The sequence below is a fragment of the Spirochaetaceae bacterium genome (assembly GCA_009784515.1).
In the GTDB taxonomy this organism is placed as follows: Bacteria; Spirochaetota; Spirochaetia; order WRBN01; family WRBN01; genus WRBN01.
The window spans coordinates 1-7,454 of sequence record WRBN01000090.1; the positions used below are offsets into that span (position 1 = coordinate 1).

The 7,454-nt window shown below is 39.3% G+C and carries 9 protein-coding genes; 2 read left to right on the forward strand and 7 right to left on the reverse strand.

Annotated elements, in window-relative coordinates; translation table 11 throughout:
* On the forward strand, positions 1-961 hold a 961-nt coding region (locus FWE37_08545), incomplete at its 5' end, for a substrate-binding domain-containing protein (GenBank protein MCL2521027.1).
* 58 nt (positions 962-1,019) lie between these two features.
* Positions 1,020-1,718 (forward strand): hypothetical protein, encoded by a 699-nt coding sequence (locus FWE37_08550; protein ID MCL2521028.1) that lies wholly within the window; start codon positions 1,020-1,022, stop codon positions 1,716-1,718.
* A 120-nt stretch (positions 1,719-1,838) separates the two neighbouring features.
* Here the strand turns inward: FWE37_08550 and FWE37_08555 are convergent, their stop codons facing one another.
* The 7 genes from FWE37_08555 to gatB all read right to left on the reverse strand — a co-directional run bounded on the left by FWE37_08555 (position 1,839) and on the right by gatB (position 7,282).
* Positions 1,839-2,609 carry a formate/nitrite transporter family protein gene (locus FWE37_08555; GenBank protein MCL2521029.1) on the reverse strand — a complete coding sequence of 257 codons (771 nt, stop codon included), beginning with the start codon at positions 2,607-2,609 and terminating at the stop codon, positions 1,839-1,841.
* A gap of 44 nt (positions 2,610-2,653) precedes the next feature.
* Entirely contained in the window at positions 2,654-3,943 is a 1,290-nt protein-coding gene (locus tag FWE37_08560; GenBank protein MCL2521030.1) for a GIY-YIG nuclease family protein, read from the reverse strand.
* A 33-nt stretch (positions 3,944-3,976) separates the two neighbouring features.
* Complete coding sequence (locus FWE37_08565) at positions 3,977-4,933, reverse strand: M48 family metallopeptidase (protein MCL2521031.1); 957 nt, start codon at positions 4,931-4,933, stop codon at positions 3,977-3,979.
* Positions 4,934-4,948: 15 nt separating this feature from the next.
* Positions 4,949-5,233 (reverse strand): hypothetical protein, encoded by a 285-nt coding sequence (locus FWE37_08570; protein ID MCL2521032.1) that lies wholly within the window; start codon positions 5,231-5,233, stop codon positions 4,949-4,951.
* A 12-nt stretch (positions 5,234-5,245) separates the two neighbouring features.
* The gene (locus FWE37_08575; GenBank protein ID MCL2521033.1) at positions 5,246-5,518 is read right to left on the reverse strand and encodes a Txe/YoeB family addiction module toxin; all 273 of its coding nucleotides are present in this window, start codon (positions 5,516-5,518) and stop codon (positions 5,246-5,248) included.
* Positions 5,508-5,729 carry a hypothetical protein gene (locus FWE37_08580; protein ID MCL2521034.1) on the reverse strand — a complete coding sequence of 74 codons (222 nt, stop codon included), beginning with the start codon at positions 5,727-5,729 and terminating at the stop codon, positions 5,508-5,510. The genes FWE37_08575 and FWE37_08580 overlap by 11 nt, the downstream gene beginning before the upstream one ends.
* A 62-nt stretch (positions 5,730-5,791) precedes the next feature.
* Entirely contained in the window at positions 5,792-7,282 is a 1,491-nt protein-coding gene (gatB, locus tag FWE37_08585) for an Asp-tRNA(Asn)/Glu-tRNA(Gln) amidotransferase subunit GatB (GenBank protein ID MCL2521035.1), read from the reverse strand.
* Between the last annotated feature and the right edge of the window lie 172 nt (positions 7,283-7,454).

The following is a 7,454-nucleotide window of genomic DNA, read 5'->3' on the forward strand; positions in this document are numbered from 1 at the left end:
TGAGGACATTCCTACACCCAATTTACATAATTTGCCGGAAAATAATTTAATGTTTGATTTAAATTTTTTAATGAATATAAATGGCAGTACGGCTACTTACCCGTTATCGGTTAATTTAATCAGGTTTTTTAGAGGTATTTTAGATGACGAGTTAATGGCCGCTAGTCCCGCTCTTTTTGATACCGATTGGGATGGAGGCATAATTTTTTGGCCATTAGGCCAGCCCAGAACGATGGGAGAAAGTGCCATAAGGAGAGGTTTTTTCCATAACGGTACGGCTAGCGCTTACCAGCTTTTAATTAGCGGCCAGCGAGGTACCGGAATAAACCCTCCGCCCCTTATCTTTGCGGTACAGCCCGATGAAGCCAGCAGGCGGCTGGCTCAACAACAAAATACCGAGCTCATCTTAACACCTATCATTAACGATGGCTTTATCTTTATGGTGCATACCGATAACCCTGTAAACAATCTTACTTTAGAGCAACTGTGCGCTATTTACAGCGGGCAAATTACTAACTGGGCTCAAGTAGGCGGCCGTGATGAGCCTATTGTGGCCTTTCAGCGCAACGAAGGCAGCGGCAGCCAAACGGCTATGAACAATATGGTTATGCTTGGCACACCAATGATGGCTGCGCCATCGGCTTTAGTGCAAGGTTTTATGGGTAGCCTTTTGCAGCACGCTTTTCCTTTTGATGGCGGTTTGGCGAGTATCGGCTACAGTTATGGTTTTTATGTGCGTAATATGGCCGGGCGGAACGATATAAAGTTTTTAAGTATTAACGATATAGCCCCAACCGATGAAAATATTAGCAGCGGTTTGTATCCGCTAACTACGCAATATTACGTCGTAACGGTAGCGGGACGGGATAACACAGAGGCTAATAGGTTGATACAGTTTATCTTGAGCCCAACGGGCCAAGAGATTTTACGCAGGATTGGTTATATCCCGGTGAATGAATAAAATAATTTCCCTTTGCCGGGGAAAATTTGGAAATGCCGCATAGCGGTAGGGTAATAACATGAAAAAGATATTATTGCTGGTAAGTTTATGGTTATTTGCTTGCGGAATTAATGAAGAGGCTAGTCAGCAATTAATTGACCATATGAGCTTTATAGAAAATGAACTTGAAGCTTTAATCGAAAGCGGAGTGATAGAACACATTATTAATAACGAGCAAGAGCAACTATCGGAAGGGTTTGTTGCCTTAAACGATGTACTTCCCGAGCAATTAGCCCAGCTTAATGCAACTTTAACCGGTGTATGGATAGATATTAATAGCGAACAAGTTTTAGTGGATTATTTTATGCCGGCCGGAGAGGTAACTTTTTATGATACAACGATAGAGTGGCATAGGCAATTTACTCGGGCGGCGGCACCGGCTTATATCATCGATATAGGCAGAGGTTTTATAGCCATACAGCTTCTCTTTGAGGTGAGTGGCTACAAAATAAATGCTGTAAAAAATATTGATAATGGCTATATTTTTATGGCAGATTTTTATCTGGGAAATTCTGTAGTTGATAGTGATAATTTTATTGAAATAACTATCTTAGCAGATAATTTAATAGGGATAACCAGTCCCAATAACGGCCGCTGGCGCAGAGCTACTTTACCGCATTACCGGCGGGTAGCTAGCCCGGCCGGCAGCGGCCGAGCAGGAGATAGTGCAGAGCTAAACCGAAGATTTAATGTGATGATGGAGCTTGATTTGGATTAAATAATATCTTAGAACAAGCAGGATTAAAATAGGAGGAGACCAATGAAAAAATATAAAGTTTAATAAAATACCCCGCCTTTAGCGAGGTATTTTAGGGCTAAAGGCCAAGCAACAAAATAGTTATGCGCTTCTTTTTTGCCGAGAAATTAAATAATATGGCAAGCCCACAATACACACACTACCAATAATATTTCCTAAGGTAACAATAGATAAATTGTAAAGATAACCGCTAAAACTTACGGCGGCCTCAAAAGGGGCAAGTAGCGCTATCGTAAAAAGCGTCATATTAGCAATACTATGCTCAAAACCCGATGAAAAAAAGGCAAAGATACACCAAAAAATCATAATAAGTTTGGCGCTTTCGCTCTTTAAACGGTAACTGCTCCATACGGCAAGACAAACCAATACATTACAAAGAATTGCTCTAAAAAGTAAAGCCATCGGCGCTGCCGACATCTTATTGGCCGCCGTTGCGGCAATAAATTCGCCAACGGTACCTACGGAAAGCCCGGTTAAAATAAATATAATGGCTAAAATGATAGAGCCAAGCCAGTTACCAATATAACAAACCAGCCAAATTTTAGCCAACTGGCCAATATTAATCGTCTTTTTCATCACACCGGCAAAACAAACTAAGTTAGAACCGGTAAATAGTTCGGCCCCGTCCATCATGACAAGGCTTAGGGCCACAGCAAAGGCTATCCCCATAATCAATTTAGAATAAGGGGCAATGGCCGTTTGGCCGCCAAGCGTATAGGCCAATATTACACCAAACCCCACAAAGATGCCGGCCAGCATCGAGGCAATAAAATAACCGCTAGGGTTGCTTGCCAAAAGCAACCATTTCTTTTTTGCCGCATCTGCTAAAGCGGCAAATTCTTCCGTATACATATTTTCTCCAAACTTAATTAAGTTATTTTACCTATAAATTTAAATTAACTAATTTTCTCAATTAAAACTCTTTTAAAACCGGTTTTACCATTTATAGAGGGGTCATATTGTTTATCATTTGCAATTTTATATCCTTTTTCTAATAACCCATTGAGTATAGGACGTGCAGAAACAGCAAAAACTCCTTTATAATCATTAGGAATATAACCCTTACCAACTAAAAGTAACCCTGTATCATCATATTTCTTATACTCATTGGGTATTTCTTTAAGAGGCATTATTCTTAATAGCTCATATTTTGCTCTATTTTCTATAGTTAAATTTGTGTACCAATGGCCGCCAGCCTCTACTTTCTCTCTTTTAGGATTTAAAAACCAATCCACTCTATTATACCCAGCCCAGACTTTCTTATTTTTAAAATAAGGAATACACCACGTACTTATAGGATTAACAATATTGGAAATAATTAAAAATTTTTTACCGCTCTCAATAATAATTTTCCAGTAATCTATTGCCCGCGAAAACGGTGGGTTAGTACAAATAATATCAGCTTCTTCGTTAAGTATTTTTAAAGATAATTTATGGTCAAAGCTCCCGTCATAACGTTCTGGGTAGTTATAATCTCCTTCAAATAGATTTTCACTAAAACCCTCTTTGGTAAAAATGTATGCTTTACTCCCTGCATTAAACAAGTCAATTTTACCGGCAAAATGAGTACAAATAAGTTTTTTAATATTAAGTTTTTTAAAGTTTTGTAAAAAATATAGAGCAAATGGCGAAGTACTCTTTTCATTATCGCCCACCGCATCATCACAGTTGCAATATACTACTTTATCGTACCATGTTTCCACAGGATACATAATAAGCTCTTTTTCAATATCTTCATATTGAGTGTAAAATTCATCATCTTTTATACGTTTTGCTCTATGTAATTCATTTATTCTAGTTGTTCCACGTTCATCTAAAGAGGGAGTTACTCTTTTAATTATTTTAGTTTGTACCTCCGGCTGAATTTCAGTTTTAATAAAAATTTCTTCTATAAACAATCTGTGCGTTTTAATAAAATTTATATATTTACCAAACCAATGCTCAGTCCAAAAATATATTTCCTTATTCTTAGCTTCACGTAAAGTAAAAAACTCTTCTTTAATAGCATTCTCTAGCAAAGTTGCGTCTTTAACTTTACAAGTAAATAAATACCCATAAATATTACTTTTACTTTTACCAGTCATGCTGTTGTATTCTTTAAGTCTTCGTTCAAGATCATTAGTTTTGCCTATCTTACAGCGAGATGACTCAAGCGAAGCTTGTACAATATAAATATACTCTTCCATTTAATAGTCCTCGCTAATATAAAAGCTTTTATATTAGCGTATGCGTGGGTCGAGATTAGGGTTAGCTAACTTTTTAAGAGCCTCGATTCGCTTTTCGATGGGCGGGTGAGTGGCGTACAAGCCGCTTAAACTTAAATAAAGCGATGGTTGCTTGCTGCTGGGGTTAGCTATACACATAGCGTTTAAGCTATCCTGCTCGCCTAAAACGGCAACTTTACTGTTGGGGGCTATCTTAGCTAAAGCATTGGCCAAAGCCATTGGGTTACCGGTAATGCGGGCTGCGCTGGCATCGGCCATATATTCGCGCCGCCGCGAGATAGCCAGCTGGATAATAGGCGCCACCAAGTAACCAAAAATTAAAAACACCACACCAATTAACATCACCACATTGCCGCCGCTATTATTGCTGCGCCGGCCGCTTAACATGCGGTTAAACATTATCATTTGGCCAACCATCGTAAAAACGCTAATCCCAATGGCCACCACTACCATAATGAGGGTGTCGCGGTTACCAATGTGGCTAAGCTCGTGAGCAATAACACCTTCCAGCTCCTCGCGGTTAAGCCGCTGGATAATTCCTTTGGTTAAAGCAATACTCGCCGTATGCGGGTTACTGCCGGTAGCAAAGGCATTTAAATTATTATCGTTTATAATATAAATTTTAGGCACCGGCAAGCCGGCTTTAGTAGCCACTCCGCGCACTAAATTGTATATTTCGGGGTTACTTTTTTCGCTTATTTGTTGGGCACGGGCACTATTTAAAGCAATGCTGCTGCCAAAAGCCATACTAATCAGCATCCATATTAAAGCGCCAATACCAATGGGGATAACATAACCGGCTATTATTTGCAGCATATCTTGAGCGCCGGTAACATAAAAAACCAGCCCCAGCATCAGCATAAGGCTGGCCGGTAATAAGAGCAGCAATAAAAAGGTTTTAAATTTGTTTTGGTTAATCTCGGGGTAGTTGATTTTACTTTGGTAAGACACAGTTATTTCCTTAAATTATAAAACTTTTATCTTAGCGGCTTCGGCGATGGTAAACACACCAAACAAACGCTCAAGGTCGGCCACATTATAACGCGAACCGCTTAAATTATTGTAACTGTTAGCGATTAACTCTTTATCTTTATCGCCGGTAAATAACGCTAAACAATAAGCCGCCTTATATTGCCCCGCCTCTACTAATTGGGCTACCGTTTTGCCTTTAAATTTATTTTTAAATTTTTTATCAATAATGGCAATATCACCGACATAACCCACCACAAAGGGGAATTCGTTTTTGGTCATTTAAAGCTCCTTTTAATTGTCATCATAATGCCCCCACATAGCAACAATTTTAACTATATTTTCATCTTTATAAACTTCATAAACAATCCTATGTTTATTATTAAGCCTACGAGAAAACCGGTTCTTATGTCCGTGTAATTTTTCAAACCTGTGTTTTATTTGGTAAGGGTCAGTCCTTAATATTTGGATTATATCTTTCAAATTTTTAAGCATAACAGGTTGGCTTTGTTTAATAAATTCATAATCTTTAACGGCATCTTTTGTATAGACTATTTTATAACTCATCTATTAGAAGACATTCCTCTAAAGGTGTATTAAAACCTTTTTCAATCTTAGCCCAAAGCTCAGGGTTACTCATTAAATAGATGGTTTCCTTAAAGCCAGAAAGTTCTTCCTCTGAAAAAACAAATATTTTTTTCGTATTCCCCTTTGCTTTTGCTGCTGCTATTATTTCTTCTTGCCAATTTAAATTATTCGCTATAGCTACAGTTGTCATAAAATATTTTCCTTAATTATTTTCATTGTAAATTAAAATTTAATTTTTTTATTTATCCAAACTTATTCTCGCCTAAGTTCGGCCTCTAATAACCTGCTGGCCTCTTCGGGGTTAGCCTGCCCCTTACTCTTTTTCATTACCATACCCATTAAAAACTTAAGGGCATTGCTTTTACCGGCGGCATAGTCGCTGATAGCCTGCGGATTTTCGGCCAGTACTTCGGCAATAAAGCTTTTAATTACAGTTTCATCGTTTACGTTAGTAAAGTTAAGCTCTTTTATTAAGATGATGGGCTCTTTGCCGGTGCTAAACATCACTTCAAATAACTCTTTAGCCTGTTTACCATTAACTTTACCTTCCTCTATTAAATTAACTAAAGCGGCTAACCCCGACGGCGGGATACTTTGCGGCGAGGTAATAGTTAAACCTGCTGTTTTTAATTTTCCTAACAGCTCGGTGAGCAGCCAGTTGGCTAATCTTTTAGGGTTTGCACAAGCGTTAAGGGCCTCTTCATAATAATTTACCAACTCGCGCTCGGCAGTTAAGGTTTCTACATCAAAATCTGATAACCCATAGCTGGCCTTAAGCCGTCTTCTTTTAGCTAAAGGCAGCTCGCCCACCTTAGCTTGCAGCTGCTTTAGCCATTCTGCGTTAAGGGTGGTAGTTTTTAAATCGGGCTCGGGACAAAAACGGTAATCGTCTAATATTCCTTTTTTACGCATAAAAATGGTGCTTTCACTGCTGTCATCGTAACGGCGGGTAGTTTTAATACCATTAGGGTGGCTCATAGTGATGCCGGTTTCTTGCCACTCTTTAAGCTGACGGCTTATTTCGTAATTAATAGCTTGTTTAATAGCTTTAAAGCTATTCATATTTTTAACTTCGGCGATGGGAGTTTTGTAAACCTGCCCATCTTTATGGATATGCAAATTAATGTTAGCATCTAAGCGCAGACTGCCTTCTTCCATATCGCCGTTGCCTATGCCGGTGTACCGCACCAGCTCACGCAGCGCCATTGCATAAGCTACCGCCTCATTGGCGTTGCTAATTTCGGGCTGGCTAACCACCTCTAGCAGCGGGGCTCCGCAGCGGTTGTAATCGAGATAAATTTCGCCGCTATCTTCCAGCTTGAGGGTTTTACCCACATCTTCTTCCATATGCAGACCAACTAAATGAATATGCTTAACCCCGCCGTCAAGTTCTATCTCGATGGCACCGCCGGTGCAAATAGGTGCAGTTTGCGTAATTTGGTAACCTTTGGTCAAATCGGGGTAGCTATAACTTTTACGGGCAAAGCCGGTTTGTTTGTTAATGGTACAGCCAAAAGCTTGCCCAAGCATAATAGCCGCCTCAAAAAGGCGTTTATTAACGCGCGGCAGCGCACCCGGCAAGGCCAAGCAGCTGGGACAAGTGCGGCTATTGGGAATACCGCCATAACTATTGGCACAGCCGCAAAAAGCCTTACTTTGGCTTAGCACCTGCACGTGGCTTTCCATACCTATAACGACTTTATATTGTAAGCCACTGGTACTATCGGTAAAAAGGTTACTCATGGCTCTATTTTAGCTTAAAATTAAAGAAAAGTCAAGAATAGGTAAGAACTAAAAATTAAAAACCGGTATCTTCCAATGATTAATTCTTACTTTTTAATTATTAATTTTAAAGTGTAGTTTTATAGCTCCGAAAGTTGTGTACTAAGGAGAAACACTATGCCCAATCAATTAA